This is a genomic window from Edaphobacter sp. FHG110511_03 (assembly GCF_059115365.1).
Map to the genome: position 1 here is coordinate 37,192 of NZ_JBZYWL010000009.1, position 21,004 is coordinate 58,195.

Genomic DNA, 21,004 nt, shown 5'->3' on the forward strand with positions numbered 1-21,004 from the left:
AGGATACGCAGATGGAAGTTCGCCGTGTTGGAGTGGTTGGCCTCGGACTGCTGGGGCGAGGCATTACTGCCTGCCTGCTGGCTCATGAATTGGAGGTCGTCGTTTACGACCGCGAACTGGGCACGCAGAAAGAGGTGCTGCAGTACCTGCAGAAGGTGATGAAGGAGATCGCGGAGCATCGGCCTGAATTATCAGCGTCCTGCGCAGACTGGCGCAGGCGTTTTCAGTGGGCCGCCGGGCTCAATGAGTTCTCAGGGTGCGGGCTTGTGATCGAGAGCGTCTCCGAACAGCTCGCAGTAAAGCGTGAGCTTTTGCAGCATTTGGAGAGCATCGTCGGCGCGGAAGTTCCCCTCGCTAGCAACACGTCGGCGCTTCCGATTACGGAGCTGCAGCGCGGCCTTACTCGCCCGGAACGGGTGCTGGGTATGCATTGGGCTGAGCCTGCCTTCGCAACTCGCTTTTTGGAGTTGATCGGCGGCGAACAGACCTCCTCGGTCGTGCTCCAAGGCATGGAAGCCTTCTCGAAGACTCTGGGCAAGGAGCCGAGCGTCGTCGGTGATCTTCCCGGCTTCATCGTCAATCGTCTCGGATATGCGATGTATCGCGAGGCGCTCCATCTGCTTGAGAGCGGAGTTGCCGACGCGGCGACCATCGACCGCTCGTATCGCAATGCAGCGGGACTATGGGCGTCTTTCTGTGGTCCGTTTCGTTGGATCGACATCACCGGCGGAGCCGCTCTATATGCTCGGGCGATGCAGCGCGTGATGCCGGAGTTGGCATCCGGGCGGGAGGTCCCTGTCGCACTGCGAGAGCAGGCAGACCGCGATGGAGCGGCGACTGCAGCTGGCAGCGATGCCACAGTCACCGGCTTTTACGGCGAAACCGAAGAGCAGAGGAAGACGTGGCTCGAGCTGCTGCATCGCCAGGCTTGGGAAATTGAATCTTTGCGCTCGCGAATGGATGAAGCCATGGTTAAGAGCGGTGTTGCGAAAGTATGATGAAGCACCGACTGATCTGACCTCATCTGGGCTCGAATGCGACCTGCGTGAGAGATGGCCAGGAGGCCGCGTCGGGCGATGTAAACAGGATGCGGTATTGTATCCACCGGCTGCGATCCTCGATTCCTGACAGCACTGTGCCGCTTTGCAGGTAGAAAGATCCTGGCCCGTCCGGCCCGGTCCACTTCGCCTTCCTTAGGGATTGCTTGTCGGGGGCGCTGCGGACCTGGAACTTTAACTTCGAGCCGTGTTGCTCTTCTCCCGTCCACGCTAGACGACCTAAGTGGGCTGCTGGCGGTATCTCCAATGGAGTGGAGATGTATTCCTCTTCCATCTTTCGAGTGTAGAGATTTCCCGGATCGACCTGCTGCGTAAAGTGAGGACCGAAGCCGGGTAGTTCGGTACGGCGATCATGGTCGAAGCCATCGGGGCTATTCCAGTAGATGTAGGAAGGGATCGTATGGCGGCCGTCTTTGACGTGATTGTGGACGATGATGTCCGGATAGCCGTCGCTGTTGAGATCGACCGTTTGGACACCTGCGGACGACTCCGCCGGCAGGTCCGTACGACGCGCATTGTTATAGCCGTCCTTGCCACCCCAGTAGATAAAGATCGGAAGCGACCGCGTACTGTCGGACATGTAGTTAGAGAAGACGAGGTCCAGATAGCCGTCGTGGTTCAAATCGGCGATGGAGCAATCTTCGGCCTGGTAGGCCTCCAGTTCGACCGGGTTCTCGAGTGACGGCGTCCCGTCGGATTTGCCCCAGTAAACACGGCTGAAGGTGTCGCGCGATTTGCGTTTGGGGTCGAAGCTACCGGTCACGACAAAGTCGAGATTGCCGTCGCCGTTCAGATCGGCCAACTGAAGCACTCCGCCGATACCGAGATCGACGGTCCAGCTCCGAGACCCCGAATATTTGTTGGGACCGCCCCAAAAGATTTGCATCTCGCCAAAGTAGTTGTCGGTGAAGATCAGGTCGACGTAGCCGTCGTGGTTGAGGTCGGCGATCCGAATGGTTGCGTTACGGGTTACTTTAACCGGCAGGATGGATACTCTGTCCTTCGAGTAGCCATTGGCGGAGCCCCACAGGACATAGGCGACTGGTTTGCCATTCTCTACGCCACCGAATGCCAGGTCGATGTAGCCGTCGTGGTTGAAGTCGGCAGCTGCACTTGTATAAGCGACGTCGATGGGTAACGTCATGCGATGGTCAACGGAGAAGCCCTGAGGGCCGCCCCAGTACAGCCAGGTTCCGTGGTGATAGGAGCCGTCCAGCACCATGTCGACATAGCCATCGTTGTTGAAGTCGGCGACAGTAGTGCCATAGCTTCCAAAACCTGGGATACTGGCCATCGAAGCCGATGAGTAGTAGTGATGCGGGTTGCCCCAGAAGACGTTCGTATCGTTCCCGCCGAAGCCGCCGCTGTTCTGGTTCACCAGCACAATGTCCGGCTAGTTGTCGCGATTCAGGTCCGAGGCGATGACGCTGACTGCGCCAAAGCCCCGGATCTCAGAGCGCATGTAAGGAGCATAGCCTGTCGCGCTACCCCAGTAGATATACGAAGGGACATCGTAGGTTTTGCCGTCGTTGTAGTTTGAGAAGATCAAATCAGGAAAACCATCGTCGTTAATGTCCGCCGCGACGACTCCGGTTGCGCTGAGCGTGGGAAGTTCCGTGCGACGCTTCGCGTCGAAGCCTTCGCCTGATCCCCAATAGATATAGGAAGGCACTACCGAAGATACACCGTCGCTGTTGTTGGCGATGGCTATATCGGCAAAGCCGTCACGGTTGAAGTCACCGACAACGATGTCATTCGGCTCCAGCGCGGGTAGAGAAATCTTGCGTTCGGGAGAGATGCCGTCACGGCTTCCGGGAAAGACATACACGTTGTGTTGAGTCTTGCCTGTCCGTTTGCCGATCGCACCGGGCGCAGTTGAGAATGTGGTCGAGGTCGCCACCAGGAGATCGGCAAATCCGTCGCCGTTCACGTCGGCGGCGCGGATCGCAGTTGCATTCTCCAGTGGAACCGTCTCGAGCGCTTTACCGGAGTATCCCTTCGCACTGCCGAGAAACACCTCCACGCTCTTTCCCGAGGGGCTGTTGTTGATGAAGGCGAGGTCTCGGTATCCGTCGTGGTCAATATCGCAACGGCTATATCGCGCGCGCCGTGGGTAGGCAACAGTGTACGGCGCACGGGATCGAAGCCGGTTGCGCTCCCCCAGTAGATATAGGAACTGAGTCCCTTGTCCGGCGCGAGATTCTCGATGCCTGCTTCCGCGCCCTCGTTGGCGAAGACCAAATCGGGGTAGCCGTCGCCGTTCAGGTCTGCCGCTGCGACCCCATAGGCCCAGTTGGTAGGCAGCTCGTTCCTGTGGTTCGCCCTGTAACCATCGGGGCCGCTCCAATAGATGCAGGCACTATGGTTGCCCGGTGTGTTGTGGATGTAGTTGCAAAAAACGATGTCTTGATAGCCGTCGTTGTTCAAGTCTGCGACAGCCGCGCGCCCGCCGCCCATGGTGGGCAGGCGGGTCATGCCGCTTTGCTTGTCCTGCAGATCGAAGATCACATGCGCGAGTGGACCACGCTGCCAAAGCTCGGGCATCAGGGATCTGAAGCCTTTGCTTTGGTTCCAGTAGACGAAGGCATCTACTGTTTCGTCGATGTCGTGATCGTTGCTAAGCAGCACATCGTTGTAACCGTCACGATTGATGTCCCATTGATTAACGGTCTGAAGGGTGCCGGAACGGGAGACGTAGAGGTTCTCTCCGCCGTTGCCGAAGGTCCCATGCGAGAAGGCCTCGAAGCCGGACTGAACAATACCCTTGTCTTTGTCCTGCCCCGTCAGCGAAGCGCCGGCCAACAGAGCCAACAGGCAGACCGCGGTTGCCCTGGTCTTCATAGTGCATCCTCGCTAAAGACTACTGAGCCCCGGTTACTTATGCAATTCGACGTCCACGTAGGTTCCGTAGATCACGTTCTGGGATTTTTCATCGGTTGACGGAATGTCTTTCCAGCCGTAGGGCACGCTATCGTAAACGACGAATAACTTGCCAGGAGCAAGTTCGAGGAACTCCGTGTAGCGCGTGCTCATGTCGGAGAAGATGGGCGTCGCGTTCGACCACGTCTTGCCGGTGCCGTCGAGACTAAACAGCATGGTAACTGGGCCGGGCCTCCCTGTGCTGCACGCGAGAATGCCGTTGCTAAGCAGGCGCACACGAGGCATCACTCCCTTGTACGGAATCAGAGAGGGTGGCGTCCAGGTGCAGCCTTCGTCGGAGGACCATGCGACGCCGAGGTAGCCGTCGCTGCCGGTGCGATAGATGACGAAGAGTCGTCCGTCGCGAAGGCGCACGATGCCGGCTTCGCAGGGTCCATCTTTGCCCATGCCCGGGAGCGGCTGGTCTTGGTTAGGCACGGAAGCGATGACGGTACCTTCACGCCAGGTGAGGCCGTTCTCTTTCGAGTGGGCACATGAGACGTGATAGTACTCGGGTGCAGCCTGGATTCTGGTGTAGACGCAGGTCAACAGCCCTCCGTCTCGCGAGGGAAGAATAGTGCCGGTAAACATGAGTCCCTGGGTGGGAGCGGACATGTGCAGCTTGATGTCGAAACGCTTGTCCATCCTGATACCGGAACCATTGTCACTTGTCCGATGGTCGAAGAGCTGCGTCCGTTCGAAGAGGAAGTCCTGATCGCTCTCGTTGCCTATGGTGTGCGCGGAGATTGTCCAGACGCTATTGTCGGGGTGGGGAATTTCGGCCCAAACGCCGCGGAACGTGTTTACCGGATATCGCTCGGTCCAGGTTGCGCCGCCGTCGTGTGAGATGCAGTAGGCCTCGCGGAAGCCGCCTTCAGGATGGGTGCTGTCGGCGTGAAGGGACATGTCTACGATGAGATCCTTGTTCCCGAACTGGTAGAGCGATGGAAACCAGCAGCGCTCTTTCGCGCGCGTGATCTCGACTGTCTTGCCCACGTGAACCGTTAGCTTCTTGTCCCGGTGCGGCCATATCGATGCAGCGAAGAGTTGGTGGGACGGGCTCCGCAGCGTGAGCTCGCCGGCTGCCAGGAGCGCATTGCGAGTGAATTTGCGCCTGTTCAATAATTTCTCCTTTATCACGGAGGAGATTCAAATGAAATGCGAGTAATAAGTGACAGTTATTTCGGAAGCCTCCAAATGACGGCGTTGAGGCTCGCGCTAGCAGGTGCAGTGGCTGCATCCATAACCTTGTAGTACACCGTGACGATTCGCCCATCGGGAAGTTGCACGGAGCTGGGATAGCCGCAATCGAACAGCGGAGCGTCATCGGCCAGCACCATGCGAGTCTTGGGATCCCACGTCTTGCCTCCATCGTGGCTCAGCATAGCCACCGCTCCATGCGGTGCGTTCCGCTCGCCGGAAGTCAACAACAGGTCGCCGTTCTGCAACTGGATGAGATCGGCGGGATGCTCGTTGGGTGCGGTGACAGCGACGGGTGTGTCCCACGTCTTGCCACCATCGAAGGAGTGGGTCATGAGCAACTTCTGGTCCTTGTTCGTGCGCATCGCCGCGAGCACGCTGTCTCCGGGCAGCGCCAGGATGCTCGTCTCGTTCACATCTCTCCCAAGCGTGGAGAGAAGGCTCCATGTGTGGCCGGAGTCGTTAGAGTGAAGGATGCGCTCAAAGGTAGTGTGATGATCCCTCGGCGTAGTGTAGACGGACAGCAGGATGCCTCCATCGGGCACGACACTCATCTTGCCGAAGACGTTCAGCATCTCGCCTTGGTCGGCCAGAGAGCGAGTGCCGGCGATCTCCTGGGGAGCGCTCCAGGTGGCGCCGTGGTCGCGTGACCGAATCATCCACAAAGGTTTGGCGGATCGCGGATCGATGCCCTTCACACTAGGCATGAACTTGCGGCCTGTTGGATCGTAGCCGTCCATGATGCAGTAGGCGAGCAGCACATCACCGTTCGGCAGCTCCACCATCGCCGGGTTACGATGATCGTTTTCGCCGGAAGCAACCACAAGCGAGGACGACCAGGTCTTGCCGTCGTTGTCGGACCATGAGACTGAAAGCTCGCCCCTAACACTGATGTGCGGAGCATTGGAGCGATAGACGACGAGCAGCCGACCGGTTTTGAGCCGGATTAGCACCGGGAAGTAGCCCGCGCCCACGGTCACGACCACGCGCTTCTCGATGCGTGGCGTAATCTGCGCCCATGATGTTGCGGTGCTCAGGATTCCGACCAGGACTGCTAATGCCAGGCCGAAGAACTTACGTGCATGATGCTTCATCGCCACTCCTCGTTAGGGCTTCGCTGGCTAACATATCCCGCGCTGCCTGGAACCCTTTCGAGATCCTCGAAAAATTTCTGGGATCGTCAGCCAAAGTGTATGACGATCGGCGTCTTCGTTACGCGTTCCCGCGGCATGGGAATCCAATACATTGGACGCGAGGCAGCTAACCCAATCCGGGGCCGGAATGGCGTACCAGGCCCGCTGTATTCTTCGAAGAGCGGCAGACGGCCGTTGTAAGGGGGAATGCGTTGACGCCAAGTCGAGTTTTGAAGCTGTTACGTAGTGGAGAGTTGGTTCGCGTTGCCGGAGTGAGCCGCGTCAGGGATCCCTGGCTGGCCGAGGTCATCGGATCGATCGGCTACGACGTCATATGGCTCGATCTCGAACATCGCGACTTCGGCCTCGAGCTCGTGGACGGAATATCGCGCGCATGCCGGCTAGCCGGAATCGACCTGATGGTGCGGATCGAAAAGTCAGGGTATCACAGCCCCATGCAGGCGCTGGAGTTCGGCGCGAACGGGCTGATGATTCCTCACGTCCGGTCTGCAGAGGAAGCGCGGCAGTGGGTGGAGTGGTGCCGCTTTCCACCGCTCGGCAAACGCGGTCTGGATGGCGCCGGTGCCGATTGCGACTACGGACTCGACCCGATCCTGCCTTATCTCGAACATGCGAACCGCGAGACGTTTTTGGCGTTTCAGATTGAAGATAAGGAGGCTATCGACCAGATCGACGCCATTGCGGCAGTACCCGGCTATGACATGTTGTTCATTGGTCCAGGCGACCTCTCTCTCAGCTATGGCGTTCCCATGCAGTTCGATCATCCACTGATCGAGCAGGCGATGGTAAAGGTCAACGAGGCCTGCCAACGGCATGGAAAGTGGTGGGCAACGACCAGCGGTTCGGCAGCCGCCGCACAGCATGTCGTAGATCTGGGAGCGCGGATGTTTACGGCTGGCGGCGACCATGGAGCACTCGTCAATGGCTTTCGACAATCGTTTGAGAGTTTTCGCGAGGTTGCCCGTCCCGACGCTGCGCCAGGTGAGGCTTCATCTGAGGACGCAGCAGGTTTCGTGCGGCCCTACTAAAACCGATAGCGATATTAGCAGAGGTCACTCTGCGTTTCGCATGCGATGCGTTGAAGCTGGAGGTTTTGCAGATGATCAAGAAGACTGTCGTAATGTGCTGCGCTGCGGCAGCATGGGCGGCCGGTACGGTGATGGCGAGTGGCCAGTCTCAGTTGGCAGCCACGCCACCGATGGGATGGAACAGTTGGCTCCACTACCACGGCAAGATCGACGACGCGGCAGTGCGAGCTCAAACCGAGGCGCTGGTCTCCACCGGCATGCGCGATGAGGGCTACATCTATGTGACTATCGACGACACTTGGGAAGGCGAGCGGGATGCCGAGGGCCACATCCACGCGAACGCGCGATTCCCGGACATGAAGGCGTTGGCCGACTTTGTGCACAGCAGGGGACTGAAGCTCGGTATCTACTCTTCACCTGGGCCGAAGACCTGCGAGAAGTATGAGGGAAGTTACGGACACGAAGAGCAGGACGCAAAGACCTACGCCGCTTGGGGGATCGATTACGTAAAGTACGATCTCTGTGGGCTGCGCGTGCCGATGAAAACCCTGGGCTCAGCCGAAGCAGCGAACAAGTTGATGGTGGATTCCTACATCAAAATGCACAAAGCCCTGCTGGCGACCGGAAGGCCGATAGTCTTCAGTCTCTGCCAGTACGGCAACGACGCCGTATGGGAGTGGGGTGCGAGTGTCGGCGGCAACCTCTGGCGTACGACGCAGGATGTATTTGACAACTACAAGAGCATGGCAGAGATTGGCTTCGGCCAGGCCGGTCTGGCGAAGTTTGCCGGCCCCGGGCACTGGAATGATCCCGACCTGCTTGAAGTAGGCAACGGTGGCATGAACACCGAAGAGTACCGCACTCAGGTGAGTCTGTGGGCCATTCTTGCAGCGCCCCTGATCGCGACCAATGACCTCACGCAGATGACGCCTGACACGAAGGCGTTGCTGACCAATCGGGACTTAATCGCAATCGACCAGGACCGCGCTGGCAAAGAGGGCGATCGGGTGAAGGCTGAAGGGCCCGTCGAGATTTGGGAACGCCCACTGGCTGATGGAGGAGCAGCGATAGGTATATTCAATCGGCATCCCGGACCGATGAAGGCGACCGTCGATCTTGGCAAGCTGGGGTTCAATCGCGCAAAGATGCGTGATGTTTGGGCAGGAACCGAGACGCACGTCCCCTCCGGGCCCACAACCTTCAACCTTCCTGGACACGGCGCTATCCTGCTGCGGCTAACACGATAAGGGACGGCAGGGAACTACGGTAAGGCAAACTCAAAGTTGACGGAACACCGCACTCGGAGGTGAAATATGGCAATCTGGCTCAAGCGCGGCGCAGAACCGGAGGCCGTCCAATCGGCAGCCAGCGACGTCCGTGACACTGTCGAAGCAATCCTTGGCGATATTGAGAAACGCGGTGATCAGGCCGTCCGTGAACTTGCCGTCCGTTTCGACGGAATGGATCGCGACGACTATCGTCTGTCGCCTGATGAGATTGGGGCATGCATCGCGCGACTGCCACATCAGGCAATCGAGGACATCCAGTTTGCTCAGGCGCAGGTCGAAAACTTCGCGCGTCATCAACGCGACACCATCCGTGACATTGAAGTGGAGACATTGCCGGGAGTCGTGCTCGGCCACAAGAACATACCGGTCAATTCGGCCGGCTGTTACGTGCCCGGTGGAAAGTATCCGCTCCTCGCGTCGGCGCACATGTCCGTTATCACGGCTCGTGTGGCGGGTGTTTCACGCATCATCACCTGTGCTCCGCCGTTCCAGGGTAAGCCCGCGCCTGCGATCGTTGCAGCACAACATCTGGCCGGAGCAACGGACATCTACTGCCTTGGCGGGATTCAGGCAATCGGGGCTATGGCCTTGGGGACGGATCGTATCGCACCGGTCGACATGCTGGTTGGCCCGGGCAATGCGTTCGTCGCGGAGGCCAAACGCCAACTCTTCGGCCGCGTCGGCATCGACTTGTTTGCTGGCCCCACAGAGATACTCGTTATCGCCGACGAGTCTGTCGATGCAGAAATGTGCGCCACTGATCTGCTCGGGCAAGCGGAACATGGACCTGACTCCCCCGCGGTGCTGCTCACCAATTCTGAACGCTTGGGCGTGGGGACAGTCGCGGAGATCGAGCGCATACTCAAAGTTTTGCCGACCGCAGCTATCGCCAGTAAGTCATGGCAGAAGCATGGGGAGGTCATTGTGGCTGAAAGCTACGACGAGATGGTCAGGATTGCGAACGAACTCGCCTTTGAGCACGTCCAGGTGCTTACGGCGAATCCGGATTACTTCTTCGAGCGCCTGACAAACTTTGGAGCATTATTTCTCGGACCGCGCACAAACGTCGCTTTTGGCGATAAGGTGATCGGAACCAACCACACACTTCCCACAAAGAAGGCGGCGCGTTATACCGGTGGCCTGTGGGTGGGCAAGTTCCTGAAGACATGTACCTATCAACGAGTCACTACCGATGAGGCATCATCTTTGATTGGTGCTTACTGCTCTCGTCTTTGCGCGCTGGAGGGCTTCGTCGGCCATGGCGAACAAGCGAATCTGCGTGTGCGGCGTTACGGAAGCCGAGATATTCCTTACGGCTCTGCCGTAGACCAGCACCCCCCAAATAGATAGTCGAACGGAAACCGAGCTTAGTGACGGCGGCTGCAGGGCCCTCATCTTAGAAAGTCATCCAGGCGGATAGCATCAGCCATGGCTTTGTAGCCAGCATCGTTCGGATGCGTGTGGTCGCCATGATCAAAGGCAGGAAGCAGAGTATCGGGCGCCTCTGGATCGGCAGTGACCTTGTTGAAGTCGACAATCGCATCAAACGCGTGACCGTTGCGCACCCAGTCGTTGTATTGATTGATGACTTGGCGCACGCGAAGCCACTCGGGGGTCTTTGGAGTATCTTTTGCGCCGAACGGCAGCACTGTGCCTCCGATGACTTTCACGCCATGCTGATGCGCTCGCGTCACAAGTTGCGTTGCGGCGAAGATCAACTCGTTCACCACCAGATCTCTCTCAATTGATTCCGGTCTGAGGATTTGGCCGATATCGTTTATGCCCTCCAAATAGATAACGTATCGAGCGCCTGGCTGGGCCAATACGTCGCTGTCAAAACGTGACAGAACGCTAGGTCCGTGGCCATCGTACAGGACACGTCCTCCAGAGGTCCCTTCGTTGAGCACCGAAATATGAGCAGTCTTTTTATTCGCGTGCAGGCGCCTCGCGAGGACATCGGGATAGCTGCGGTTGGTATCCATCGTGGAGTACGCGCCATCTGTGATTGAGTCGCCCAGAGTGACGACAGCCACACTGTTTTTGTCCTCCGTGCGAACTGCCACACTTTGCAGGAAGCATGTAGAGATTTGAGTCTTCGCCGCGCGCAGCTCTATCTCGCCACTTTGATCGCCGTCGGTGACATATGTCTTCCATAAGCCCCATGGGTGGCAGGTTGGAGCATCCACCATTTGTTGGGGAACATAGACGCTGATGGTGAGGTCGGCGAATGCGGCTACGGCTATGGGAAGCGGATCGCTGAGCACGAAGCTGCCGGCTGGAATCGCTACAGAGGGCTGATGGTTGAAGAGGAGTTGATGATCCGAGCCGGATTCTATCTTGCCTGCACCCGCCGCAAGAGCTACATGTGCCGAACCGATGCGCAAGAAGGTTGTGCCGGACTGGTTGGTCAGCGTGACGCGAATGGCTGAGCCGCCAAGACTCAGATGCGCAACGGATCGAAACGTACGGTTCGCAGTCCCTTCCTTCAGCTGTGTCAGCATGGGGGAGTTAGCCCAACTGCCGATCCACACATCTCGTGTAGCGGTGGCAGCCGATATACTTACCGCCGTACATAGAAGATATGCCGAGGCAAAAAGCAGTTTCTTCATCATGCGTTACTTTACCGGACCTTCAAGAAGATCAAGCTTAACCTTTCGGCCGTACACATATCTGCCTACCTTGCTGCCCCAATATCCGAAGTCATACACCACGAAGAATTCGTCCTTTTCCGGCGTTTCTTCGATCGCCATGTATTGGGTCGTTGAGATTCCGCTCGTCAGTTGCACAACTTGACTCCAGGAGTCGCCGTGGTCGAGACTGAAGGCCAGGTAATTTCCATTCCATGGATGCTCGGGGTGGGCAAAGTTCGCTCGGGCCGGAATGCGAATACCGAAGGCCGCCACCAGCACGCCGCTTCGCAACTCGATCAGGTCAGGATCGACTACCGCTCCAATAAACTCGACGGGATCCTGGGAGATCAACACCCCATTACGCTTCACATCTTTGAACATCTCTGCCCATTCGCTTGTCTTATTTACGTCGCGATCGGCGAACATCCTCGGTATCGGTTTGGACCATGTGGCGCCATCGTCATCTGATACCGTTTCATAGAGTTCATGGCCTGTTCGCATCATGCAGATCAGTCTGCCAGTATGCCGGCCATGCGATACGCGTGTAATCACCGGCTCACCAAACCCTTCTGTACCCACAGAAGGGTCAACGGCAACTGTCGAAACATAGTTCCAGTTCCGACCCTTGTCTTTCGAGCGGAATAGCATGACCCTCGACTTCATCATCGTCTTCGCATAGCCGGAAGGAGTATTGTCACCCTTCCGAAAGCCATACAGGGTCACCAGCAGATCGCCTCCGGGCAGTTCAAGGATGCGTCGATGCACCCGCATGGCCGGGTGTGGTCTGCCGCCGTCGTCTGTGGAAGCATAGAAATCCGCGCCCGGGATATGGAAGCTGATGTCGATAGGGCCTTGTAGCGTCGCGTACCCGTCTTTAGAAAGATAGAGCTGTCCCACACCTCTATCGGGCTTGTCGCCGGGCACCACGTAGGTGTCTAGCACCATGATGGTGCCGTCCTTCAACTCATGAACACTGCCTTCGAGATTTACCTCATTAGCGTTTGTAGGCGCCGCACTCGCCCAGGTGTCGCCGCCGTCGTGGGAGATGACGGTCGCGAGCTCATAGGGATAGAAGATGCGTCTGCGGGACAGCGCCTTCTTCGATATCTGCGCCTGCACGATAAGCGTTCCCCTGCGCGCGCAGAGCATGGAGGGCTGCAATCCGTCGTCGAGCACAACCCGTTCCTCGCCGTAGGAAAGCCGCACGCGGCGGTCCGTTTGCAGTGCTGTGGGGGTATTGTGCACCGGCCTCGAAGCCGCATCGGCATCAGGCAGGGACACGGCGGCCCATGCTTTCGAGATGGACAAGGTGAGCTGAAAACCGCCGATAAGCAGACCGGACTGGCGTACGAATCGTCTTCTTGAAGGGGCGTGATGTTTCATAGGTATTTGGTTCTTCCTGAGGTCGCCTGACAGGAATTCGCTGAATCAATGTCGTCCAGCGCTATTGCCCGGCAACTCATCAGCAGAAGCTTCCGATGTCCATCGAGTTTCTCATTGTTCCCGCGTCGACGGGCTCGATCTCGAAGGGCTTTGCTGCACTTTGTCCAACGAGTTGGATCGCCTGTCGCGAACTGGGAAAAATCGGCCCGTTTCGATTGAGGGGCTCATATGATGGCGGACATGCGAAGCAACTTTGAACGCGACGGCTTTGTAGTCGTCGAAGACGCCTTTTCCGGACGAGAATTGGCGACCCTTTCCGACGAAGTGAACCGTGTCATTGAAGGCAGGGCGAAGTATCTACCCGCCGACGGTATCGTCTATGAACCAAACACTCACCCGCCCCGCGTCCGAAATGCGTTCCACCTGCATAGGTTCAGTGATGTTTTTCTGCGGGGGGCCAAGAATCCTGGTGTGATCGGTGTTCTCGAAAGCATCTTGGGAAAGCCGTTGCGCCTCTACGGAAGCCAGGTATTCGCCAAGCCGGCTCTTGTTGGCACGGTCGTGCCCGCCCATCAGGATATGCCATATTGGCCCTTCGAGCCCTACGAGATGATCAGCGCATGGATTGCGCTTGACGACTCCACAGTCGAAAATGGATGCGTCCGTCACATCGCCGGATCCCACAAGCTTGGTATGTTGCCACATGCTCCGTCGGGTGTTGTCGGCAACTCGCTCGGAGTCATTGACAATCCACGATGGAAGGCTTTACCGGAGGTCCCAGTCCCGGTTCGTAGAGGTTCATGCATTCTGCATCACTGTCTGACGGTCCATCGAAGCGAGGCAAATCGCACTCCTAATCCACGCCGAGGGTTGATATACATCTACATGTCAGATCGAGTCCGCGTCACGGATCCATCCCGCCTTAAGCATTCTGGCGATTTTCCAGTCGTAAGCAGCTAGTGGCCGGAACTTAAGGTTCCATTTATATTGCTTAGAAACAGTAAGTTGCACCGAATTGACGTATGAGAATTGCGGCGCAAATCTTTTCTCACTTTTGATGAAGGGAACACTCCTGAGCAAGGGCACAAAGTGGCAAGAAGAGGATCGCTGCGAACATGTATCGCGTTCATGGGAGCATGCTCGCTCTAACGTAAGTGAGCTGAAATTGGTTTCATGAACGATGCAGCCTTCTGGCTCATGTCGACACCAAATCAATTCCATTGAGTCTGAGTGTGACATGAACCCGGGCCGGTCGTTGCGGTGAATCTGCAAAAGATTATTCCGGTGGGCTCATTAGAACCGACGTCATTCAAACGTCATGACTTTGCATTGCAAAGCCGCCGCCCGATCATTATCGGACATATAGCTGGAGCATGTCGTATAAGTTTAGTAATAACAGCGTATAAATGCGACATGTCTGAGTCATGGGACGAACATTCCGCCTGCTCTGTGGTTTCAGTCTGACACTCCTGCTGATCGGTACGTATGAAGGAGAAGCTAAATCCGGCGGAATCTCGGGTCGTCTCTATCTTGATCATTTAACCTATGCGCTCACGCTGCGTCTTCTCAATTTTGGAACGAGGAACGAAGAACCGCATGTATCAAGCAATCGATTATCTTATCCACGCCTAAAGCGTGTTCTAGCGCGAATGGAGTCGGATCTGGACGCAAATCTCTACCTCAAAACACTCGCCGTTGAGAGCGGGTACAGCTCCGTTCATTTCCTAAGAATGTTCCGGGCATCTACACCTGTTACAACTCCGGGCGACGCGGGCTCAGGAGATGATGAAGAACAAAGCGATGCACTTAGTCGATGTTGCTCTTGCCTGTGGATTTTCGAGCCATGCCCAACTTTCTCGAGTGTTTCGACAGATCATCGGAGTTACCCCAAGCGAGTATCGCCGCAAAATGTGAGATTAAAAATTTTAGCAAGTGATTCGATGCCTGATCGGGTCTTCTCAAATAATAATAGGTGATCGAAATGCACCCAGCGTTACTTTCGTTCCGTATGGCTCTCGCCCGTAAATGTCGCTCAAAAGGAACGCATTGTTTCCGAAGCTGTGAGGCTCCTGATTACAGGGGGAAGTCCACGAGTTCTGTGTAGGACCTGACGATATCTCCGACCAGAAGCGGAAAGAAATTCAAACCGCTATCGCAATGAAAACCCACAATGGATTTCAATCTCTGACCTACACTGAGAATGGTGTGCTCTTTTCGAGGCACGGATTGAAAGTTACATGGAAGGCCGATACGCCAATGCGCCTCCTTGAACCTGGACGCATCCTTTGTGATGAGGTCCTTACTCAAGAATAAACGGTGCCAACCCCTGTTCCGGGCAGATCTGCCGTCGTCGCTCATAGGGGGGGAGAGCCTATACTGCCGAACATCTCGTTCGACGAGCCGAGAGGAACCTCTATGAGAGCGATCGTTGTTGCGATGTTGTGTGCCTCCACATTTCTAGGCATTGCCCAAGAGCACGCCAAGCAGCCTTCGACTCCACCGTGGGGCGCACCACCAACCGAGTTGAAGATGGTGGATTTCATGCTCGGTGAGTGGTCCAAGTCAGAAACCGGAGAAATCGCGGGCAAGAAGGGAGACATCACCTTCAGGCTCTCCATCTCGAGGGTCCTGAGCGGGCGCTACGTACAGGTGAAGCACGTACACAATATGCCCGGCGAACCGGACGTGGAGAGTATGCGCGTCGAGGGTATACACATGCTCGCCTACGATCCGGACAAAAAGCTCTGGCGGGCGTGGTGGTTCAGCGGTACGGATACGAATGTCTCGGAGCTCAGCGGCAGTTTCGAGGGCGACAAGCTCCAGATGGTAAGTAAACCGTTCCAGATTCCTCGCCCGCCGGGAGAGCGCACCATCCGCGCGAGTTGGCGACTAACCTCCGAAAGGGGACTGAATCTCACCATAGAATTCAAGCAGGGCGATTCCTGGGTCACGTTTATCGATCGGACGTACGTGAAGAAATAATTATGAGCACATATCTGCCGCCACTGGCCATGGGAACAAAGACGGGACCTTAGGAATCAGTTGGCTGCGGAGGATGCGGACTGTGCCGAGGTTGCCGCGGAGATGCTGGCAGCAGGGACTTCGATGGCTCCAATTGAGGGGTCAGTGATGATCGGTCAGCCTACGGAATAAGTACAGATCCTACGGAGAGTTTTGAGCAAGGTGCCAAACGCGGACGTACTGAAGACTGCAGCGGAACCGGCAGTTATCACTCATAAACTCTCCACTTCGCAGAAAGAGCTCCGTCGATCATAACCCAGCTTCTCTGTAAGTGCTTGTCTCCGGTGTGTGATCTTTCCTGCTCATTATTAGTCCATCTGTATACACGCAAGCCGCTAGTATTGGAATCAATCCTAACGAAGACAGAGTATGGGCTCAAGACTTCATTCTCACTGCACGACTGGCGCCTGCTTCTGTTCTGGAAGGGTGAAAGCCTAAGGTAGTGAAAAAACACATAAGTGCTCGTCACGCAATTCATGTGGAGGCTCTCCAGTTCATAACTCCGACTTTATCGAGCGTGCCGGAAAGTAGGCGAATGGGTTTCGACTCGCCAACTGCTCACCCGTGAGGGCCATCCGCTCGAGAAATGTGCCCGAACAACTTTAGTGACAATGCTGCCACGTGTCCCGGACCTCTAGGACAGTACTTGTCACATCCTCATAGATCATGATCAGGTCCATTGAGCGGCACAAAAGGGACGCCCGTTCGAGTCGGGCTCCCACTTGTGCTCTGCTCTAGATACTCTTCACAAGTCGGGGAAGAATCCAGCCACAGTTGTGAATTACTGTCGTCCATGCTCGCCAGTACAGTTTGCAATCCCCAAGCAGTTCCTTCGTGGGATTTATGTGATGAGACAGAGACATCTCGGCGAATCATGAAATTACCGATATGAGCGCGAAGACGTATTTGGTCCGAAAGCTCGATTCAAGGTGCTTGCGGGGCCGCGGGAGATGGCACAGGAACTTCCACGTGGGCTGGCTCAGGCTGACGTTGACGCTGCGCGGAAGCAAGCCGAAGAGGCAGAAGCTAGCCTCCTCCAGACCCTGAGCGGGTTTCAAGCGAAGAGAAAGGTGCAGTGATGTTATCGTGCAGACGACAAACTAGGTGACCAGTGAAAAGAGAGGAACCAGCTTCGGAGCGCGATCCACGGCATTCCGATCGCCGTTATCGCTGAGTCCACCACTTCAAGGACTCTGACTGGCGGAAGACAGCTTCCGGGTCTCAGAACACGAACCGGTGTACGAGTTCGTTGACGTACGCGACCGCCGGGTAGGAAGCGACGAACGCTATCAAGAAGCTGTTGAGCCCCATCAGGGCGGCGTTCGCTGCATCGAAGAGCACGCTCGCTGCAAGCATGACCCACATGATTTCGCGGTCGACGAAGAGGGCGGCGACGAACAATGCTTGGGAAAATGCATTGGTACTTGCTTAGATCCTCAAAACTCATGAGCGACGAGCGGGCTCGAGTCTGGCAAGAGCTTTCTCACGGGGAGGACCGATAGATCAAAGTTACACCGCCAAACACCATCCAAGGCGTGGCATACTAATCGGTGCGATGACCGCCTTGTCACGCAGCGGTTTCCTGTGCGCTGCCATGATGCTTTTCTGTTGGGGACTTCTCGGTTGTCGCCGAGCGGAACGCCCCCTGATCGCAATTATCCCTGCAACGACTGCACAGGAAGTTTGGGAATCGGCGCATGTTGAAGCGGCTAGGATCGCAAGTGCGTGGGGTTGGGATACCTTTTGGAATGGGCCCAGCCGGGAAGACGACCTGCTTCGACAGATTCAGATCATGGAGAAGGAGCTAAACTTGGGCGTTGCCGGCATCATCCTTGTGCCGGATCACGCGGTTGCCTTGATCAGCCCTGTACGCGCCGCTGTGGAAAGAAACATTCCCGTTGCGATTCTTGATAATCCACTGGCCGTTTCTCCCAAGGAGAATGTGGTGTTTGTGCTGAACGACAACGCCGCCACAGGACGCATCGCTGCGGAGCGAGTGTCCCACTATCTGAAGGGGACACACAACGAGGTTGCGATTCTCGGTGTTCACCCGAACTTTCTAGGAACGATTGTCGCGGCAGACACCATCAAGGACGAGCTCCAGCGGTATGACCCCAGGATTCGTTTTATAGAGCAGCGTTCAACGTTCGGGTCTACCGAAGCAGAGGAGTCAGCCGAGGAACTGCTCGAAGCTCACCCTGCGCTGCGGGCGATTGTGACACTGAATGTTAGCCAGACACGCGCCGCCTACAATGTTCTTTCTCGCGCAAAGCTCGTAGGCAAGGTTGCGCTCATCGGATGCGAGCAGGATTTCGATGTCATCTACCGGGTGCGGACCGGTGAAATTGATTCAATCATCGCAAAAGACACAAGAACAATGGTGCGCGATGCTATGCATTGGATTCATCAGCGCCGCGAAGGGACCGTCATCGGCGAGACTATTCTTGTCCCGCCGAAGCTGGTGACGAAACAGAATGTAGATTTGCCTGAAATTCAGTGGATCCTCGCCGTCAACGGAGGTGCCAACTGAGGAAGCTAAGACATTACCCCGGACTGCTGGCTGTAGGGGCAACACTTCTCCTCGTAGCTTCGATCTCTGTCGCTGTTATCACGCAGGTGCGCGCACGCCGCGACAGTTATCACCTGTGCAGTGACCGAATGGATGGCTGGACGTCTTACGGCGGCGTGTGGGCTCTCGATAACGGAGTATTTGACAACAATTCCGACGAACGCGGAGCGAAGCTCATGAGCGGCTCACTGGAGTGGAGAAATGTTGCACTGAGCGCCGATGTACGTCTGGACCAAAGCGGTGGTGATGTGGGTCTGATGATCCGGTCGAATGACGAAGATCTTGGTGTGGACGCCTACAACGGTTACTACGCTGGCCTTCGTGCACTCGAAGGAACTCTTATTGCTGGCCGCTCGAACTACAGTTGGAGCGAAGTTTCGCCTGTTGCGCTGCCAGGAGGCGTGCATGAACGTGTTTGGTACCACCTTCAACTGGTGATGTATGGGTGCAGGCTCGGCATTTCCGCAGAAAATCTCTCCACGCATCAAACTGCGTTTCTCTTACTCCACGAGAATAAATGTGTCCCCTCAGGACGTATTGGCCTGCGTTCTCTGTCAACCGGAGGTCAATGGCGGAATGTCTTGGTTGCACAAAGCACGGAAGCACAACTTGATGCGATCGCCACACAGGCCGGGCGCGAAATGAATCCTCAGCCGCTCACCACGGAAGCTGCCTACGCGAAGCACTTCTCCCATTACGAACCGATCGAACCGGCGGCACGCGAATTAGATACGCAGCTCCGCATACCAAGCATGCATCTCGGCGATCTCGCAGGGCTGCGGCGGGATGCGCCGCCACGCGTATTAGTGCGTGGTGTGGTCACATTGACTGAACCCGACATCTACATCGAAGATTCGACAGGTGGCGCGATGATCAAGCATCCGCAAGGGCCGCCTGTGAACGTAGGCGAGGGTGTCGAAATTTCCGGTGAAGTCCACCCGTTGCTCTACAGTGCGCAGCTCACTCAAAGCTCACTGCGCATCATCTCCACCGGAACGCCCGCTCCGCCACTTTCAGTCACTCCATGGCAGGCCGCCTCTGGAGCCTACGATGCCCGCTTCATTGAAATTCAAGGACATCTCATGCATGAGGTGCATTCAGAGAACGGATTTCAGGTACTTGACCTAACCGAAGGCGGAGAGGCGTTCCGTGCGCTGTATCCGGACCACTACGGGCAAGCGCTGCATAAGTTGCGTGTGAACAGCTTGGTGCGCTTACGAGGCGTGTGCGTTCTTGGCAAAGTCTACACACAGGACCTCATCCCTTTTCTGATCTTTCTACGTTCGTCGGATGATGTGCAGGTCCTGCAAGGACCGCCATGGTGGACGCCATGGCATCTTGCATTCGTCGCGTTTTTCACCGTGCTCCTTGCATGCTCGATACAACTTTCGTACTTCCGATTTCGGCAGTGGCAGAAAGATGCCATCTCGCGGGAGCGAGAACGTATTGCGCACGACATTCACGACACCATGGCTCAAAGTTTCGCTGGCATCGGATACCAAATTCAGGGGCTGCGCACGTCCGTCATTCGCAATGCAAGTGTCTCTCGCGAGGAGATCGCGCATGAATTGGCGTCAACGTCAGACCTGGTAAGCCGGTGCCATGCAGATGCGAGCCACACGATTGAAATGCTCGGTGCGGCCTCAACCGAAGAAGCAGGCGATCTTCTGTGGATGCTCGCCGAAAGAACCTATGAGCTTTCCGGGGGAAATATTCGGGTCTATACAGAAGAACAGGGAACTGTTCGTCCTTTTAGCCTTCGTATTCGCGCGGTGCTGTTCAATATAGGGCAGGAAGCTATCTCGAACGCGATTACACACGGCATGCCAGCAACGATCACATTCACGGTGCGGTATGAGAAACGTTCTGCCACCATGATGATCGTGGACGATGGACGAGGTTTTGATGCGACTCCGGAAGAGGAAGGATTCGGTATTCTCGGCATGCGTCACCGGGCCAGAGATATTAGCGGATCATTAGAGATTCTGAGTGCACCGGGCGTCGGAACTCGTGTCGACGTGACTTTTCCGTTGCCGCGTCTTGATCTCGCCAAGTGGCTTATGCTGCCTCGGCTCAAGCAGCGTCGCCCGCGCCCAAGCGCTATTCCTGAAGCCTAATAAGTCCGCGCTCAATCGCACGTGTCACGGCCTCCGTGCGATCTTTCGCTTGGAGCTTCAGCAGGCAGCTTGTGACATGGTTGCGCACGGTTTTATCGCTGATGAACAATCGCTGCGCCACGTCCTTGTTCGTGCATCCCTGTGCAACAAGTGAGAGAACCTCGATTTCCCGAGGGCTAAGCTCTTCACGTCCGATCGCTTCAAACAACCGTTGTGCAATATCTTTCGGAACATAGCGTTCGCTGCGATAAACCATACGTACAGCCTTGACAATCTCTTCCTGCGGTGTGTTTTTCAGCAGGTACCCCATTGCACCGGCTTGCGTGGCGCGCATGATGTATTCATCCGAACCGTAGTTCGTCAGTACAAGAATACGAATATTCGGTCTGATTCGCCGCAATTCCACAATAGCTTCGGTGCCCTCCATCTCCGGCATACGAAGGTCCATGAGAACGACGTCGGGTTCCTTGTGCTCGAGCAGGTTAAGGGCTTCTCGAGCCGAGGCGGCCATGCCCATCACCGCGAAGTCGGGTTCGCTCGACAGCATGGCGCGCAAACCCTGCCGCACCACCGGATGATCGTCCACAATCAAAATGCTTATCTGCTCTGTTTCCGCAGCTTGCTCCAACGTCGAAC

At 56.4% G+C, this 21,004-nt stretch carries 17 protein-coding genes and 1 pseudogene; 9 read left to right on the forward strand and 9 right to left on the reverse strand.

All coding sequences use genetic code 11. The features are described from left to right. The first annotated feature begins 11 nt into the window (after positions 1-11). The gene (locus AC5S26_RS26200; RefSeq protein WP_494187907.1) at positions 12-998 is read left to right on the forward strand and encodes a 3-hydroxyacyl-CoA dehydrogenase family protein; all 987 of its coding nucleotides are present in this window, start codon (positions 12-14) and stop codon (positions 996-998) included. 22 nt (positions 999-1,020) lie between these two features. On the opposite strand, the gene AC5S26_RS26205 is transcribed toward AC5S26_RS26200, so the two are convergent. The 5 genes and pseudogenes from AC5S26_RS26205 to AC5S26_RS26225 all read right to left on the reverse strand — a co-directional run bounded on the left by AC5S26_RS26205 (position 1,021) and on the right by AC5S26_RS26225 (position 6,271). Beyond that, entirely contained in the window at positions 1,021-2,436 is a 1,416-nt protein-coding gene (locus AC5S26_RS26205; RefSeq protein ID WP_494187908.1) for an FG-GAP repeat domain-containing protein, read from the reverse strand. Positions 2,437-2,451: 15 nt separating this feature from the next. After that, complete coding sequence (locus AC5S26_RS26210; protein WP_494187970.1) at positions 2,452-3,351, reverse strand: FG-GAP repeat domain-containing protein; 900 nt, start codon at positions 3,349-3,351, stop codon at positions 2,452-2,454. Then, positions 3,285-3,899 (reverse strand): annotated as a pseudogene (locus AC5S26_RS26215) (FG-GAP repeat domain-containing protein); the annotation flags it as partial. The pseudogene AC5S26_RS26215 and the gene AC5S26_RS26210, both read right to left, overlap by 67 nt. A gap of 33 nt (positions 3,900-3,932) precedes the next feature. Continuing rightward, positions 3,933-5,099 carry a sialidase family protein gene (locus AC5S26_RS26220; protein WP_494187909.1) on the reverse strand — a complete coding sequence of 389 codons (1,167 nt, stop codon included), beginning with the start codon at positions 5,097-5,099 and terminating at the stop codon, positions 3,933-3,935. Between the two features lie 56 nt (positions 5,100-5,155). Then, the gene (locus tag AC5S26_RS26225) at positions 5,156-6,271 is read right to left on the reverse strand and encodes a sialidase family protein (protein WP_494187910.1); all 1,116 of its coding nucleotides are present in this window, start codon (positions 6,269-6,271) and stop codon (positions 5,156-5,158) included. A 251-nt stretch (positions 6,272-6,522) separates the two neighbouring features. On the opposite strand from AC5S26_RS26225, the gene AC5S26_RS26230 reads away from it, so the two are divergent. The 3 genes from AC5S26_RS26230 to hisD all read left to right on the forward strand — a co-directional run bounded on the left by AC5S26_RS26230 (position 6,523) and on the right by hisD (position 9,998). Next, the gene (locus AC5S26_RS26230) at positions 6,523-7,359 is read left to right on the forward strand and encodes an HpcH/HpaI aldolase family protein (RefSeq protein WP_494187911.1); all 837 of its coding nucleotides are present in this window, start codon (positions 6,523-6,525) and stop codon (positions 7,357-7,359) included. A 71-nt stretch (positions 7,360-7,430) separates the two neighbouring features. Further along, a complete protein-coding gene (locus AC5S26_RS26235; protein ID WP_494187912.1) occupies positions 7,431-8,606 on the forward strand; it encodes a glycoside hydrolase family 27 protein in 1,176 nt (391 codons plus the stop codon). 66 nt (positions 8,607-8,672) lie between these two features. Then, positions 8,673-9,998 (forward strand): histidinol dehydrogenase, encoded by a 1,326-nt coding sequence (hisD, locus tag AC5S26_RS26240; protein WP_494187913.1) that lies wholly within the window; start codon positions 8,673-8,675, stop codon positions 9,996-9,998. A 41-nt stretch (positions 9,999-10,039) separates the two neighbouring features. On the opposite strand, the gene AC5S26_RS26245 is transcribed toward hisD, so the two are convergent. After that, on the reverse strand, positions 10,040-11,260 hold the full coding sequence (locus tag AC5S26_RS26245) for an SGNH/GDSL hydrolase family protein (RefSeq protein WP_494187914.1): 1,221 nt from the start codon (positions 11,258-11,260) through the stop codon (positions 10,040-10,042). A 3-nt stretch (positions 11,261-11,263) separates the two neighbouring features. After that, positions 11,264-12,661, reverse strand: a complete 1,398-nt coding sequence (locus AC5S26_RS26250) for a sialidase family protein (RefSeq protein ID WP_494187915.1) — start codon at positions 12,659-12,661, stop codon at positions 11,264-11,266. A gap of 240 nt (positions 12,662-12,901) precedes the next feature. Here AC5S26_RS26250 and AC5S26_RS26255 point away from each other — a divergent pair, with 240 nt between their 5' ends. The 3 genes from AC5S26_RS26255 to AC5S26_RS26265 all read left to right on the forward strand — a co-directional run bounded on the left by AC5S26_RS26255 (position 12,902) and on the right by AC5S26_RS26265 (position 15,643). Further along, positions 12,902-13,621 carry a phytanoyl-CoA dioxygenase family protein gene (locus tag AC5S26_RS26255; RefSeq protein ID WP_494187916.1) on the forward strand — a complete coding sequence of 240 codons (720 nt, stop codon included), beginning with the start codon at positions 12,902-12,904 and terminating at the stop codon, positions 13,619-13,621. 789 nt (positions 13,622-14,410) lie between these two features. Next, positions 14,411-14,575: a helix-turn-helix domain-containing protein gene (locus tag AC5S26_RS26260; protein ID WP_494187971.1), complete on the forward strand. Its 165-nt coding sequence runs from the start codon at positions 14,411-14,413 to the stop codon at positions 14,573-14,575. A 501-nt stretch (positions 14,576-15,076) separates the two neighbouring features. After that, positions 15,077-15,643 carry a DUF1579 family protein gene (locus AC5S26_RS26265; protein ID WP_494187917.1) on the forward strand — a complete coding sequence of 189 codons (567 nt, stop codon included), beginning with the start codon at positions 15,077-15,079 and terminating at the stop codon, positions 15,641-15,643. A gap of 1,260 nt (positions 15,644-16,903) precedes the next feature. On the opposite strand, the gene AC5S26_RS26270 is transcribed toward AC5S26_RS26265, so the two are convergent. Then, a complete protein-coding gene (locus AC5S26_RS26270; RefSeq protein ID WP_494187918.1) occupies positions 16,904-17,083 on the reverse strand; it encodes a hypothetical protein in 180 nt (59 codons plus the stop codon). Positions 17,084-17,279: 196 nt separating this feature from the next. Here AC5S26_RS26270 and AC5S26_RS26275 point away from each other — a divergent pair, with 196 nt between their 5' ends. Next, on the forward strand, positions 17,280-18,212 hold the full coding sequence (locus tag AC5S26_RS26275) for a substrate-binding domain-containing protein (protein WP_494187972.1): 933 nt from the start codon (positions 17,280-17,282) through the stop codon (positions 18,210-18,212). Between the two features lie 128 nt (positions 18,213-18,340). Next, positions 18,341-20,368 carry an ATP-binding protein gene (locus AC5S26_RS26280; protein ID WP_494187919.1) on the forward strand — a complete coding sequence of 676 codons (2,028 nt, stop codon included), beginning with the start codon at positions 18,341-18,343 and terminating at the stop codon, positions 20,366-20,368. Here the strand turns inward: AC5S26_RS26280 and AC5S26_RS26285 are convergent. Continuing rightward, positions 20,352-20,996, reverse strand: coding sequence for a response regulator transcription factor (locus AC5S26_RS26285; RefSeq protein ID WP_494187920.1), 645 nt, complete (start codon positions 20,994-20,996; stop codon positions 20,352-20,354). The two genes, AC5S26_RS26280 and AC5S26_RS26285, sit on opposite strands and share 17 nt — an antisense overlap. Positions 20,997-21,004: the final 8 nt, after the last annotated feature.

What these genes read in the sequence shown, in the direction of transcription:
- AC5S26_RS26200 (WP_494187907.1), top strand. Translation starts at nt 12, where the DNA reads ATGGAAGTTCGCCGTGTTGGAGTGGTTGGCCTCGGACTGCTGGGGCGA.
- AC5S26_RS26225 (WP_494187910.1), bottom strand. Translation starts at nt 6,271, where the DNA reads ATGAAGCATCATGCACGTAAGTTCTTCGGCCTGGCATTAGCAGTCCTG.
- AC5S26_RS26235 (WP_494187912.1), top strand. Translation starts at nt 7,431, where the DNA reads ATGATCAAGAAGACTGTCGTAATGTGCTGCGCTGCGGCAGCATGGGCG.
- hisD (WP_494187913.1), top strand. Translation starts at nt 8,673, where the DNA reads ATGGCAATCTGGCTCAAGCGCGGCGCAGAACCGGAGGCCGTCCAATCG.
- AC5S26_RS26245 (WP_494187914.1), bottom strand. Translation starts at nt 11,260, where the DNA reads ATGATGAAGAAACTGCTTTTTGCCTCGGCATATCTTCTATGTACGGCG.
- AC5S26_RS26250 (WP_494187915.1), bottom strand. Translation starts at nt 12,661, where the DNA reads ATGAAACATCACGCCCCTTCAAGAAGACGATTCGTACGCCAGTCCGGT.
- AC5S26_RS26255 (WP_494187916.1), top strand. Translation starts at nt 12,902, where the DNA reads ATGCGAAGCAACTTTGAACGCGACGGCTTTGTAGTCGTCGAAGACGCC.
- AC5S26_RS26265 (WP_494187917.1), top strand. Translation starts at nt 15,077, where the DNA reads ATGAGAGCGATCGTTGTTGCGATGTTGTGTGCCTCCACATTTCTAGGC.
- AC5S26_RS26275 (WP_494187972.1), top strand. Translation starts at nt 17,280, where the DNA reads ATGCTTTTCTGTTGGGGACTTCTCGGTTGTCGCCGAGCGGAACGCCCC.
- AC5S26_RS26280 (WP_494187919.1), top strand. Translation starts at nt 18,341, where the DNA reads ATGGATGGCTGGACGTCTTACGGCGGCGTGTGGGCTCTCGATAACGGA.